At 43.1% G+C, this 232-nt stretch carries 1 protein-coding gene; it reads right to left on the bottom strand.

Features of this window, described 5'->3' with window-relative positions:
* Nucleotides 1–232 (bottom strand): hypothetical protein (locus AC6UDG_RS07910; RefSeq protein ID WP_500707021.1); only part of this gene is annotated, 232 nt, incomplete at both ends.

Below are 232 nucleotides of genomic sequence, written 5' to 3'. Positions count from 1 at the left end.
ACCAAACTGTCCACCCATTTTTTCCATTAAGTTTCCAGCTATTTCAACTGCCCTGCCAAAGACATCCTTGAATGAAGCACTTGCAGCACCCAACTTTTCAGCTAAGAATGCTAATGCGCCTGAAGCTAATTCACTCATTTTGGCACCTACTGCTGAAAGTTTTTCAACTAGCCATGCCATAGCCCCTTTAGCTAAATCTTTTACCACGTTACCGAATGCAACGAAGTAAGGC

The sequence above is a fragment of the Fructilactobacillus sp. X2R1C1 genome (assembly GCF_059901435.1).
This window is presented reverse-complemented; position numbering and strand designations above follow the sequence as displayed.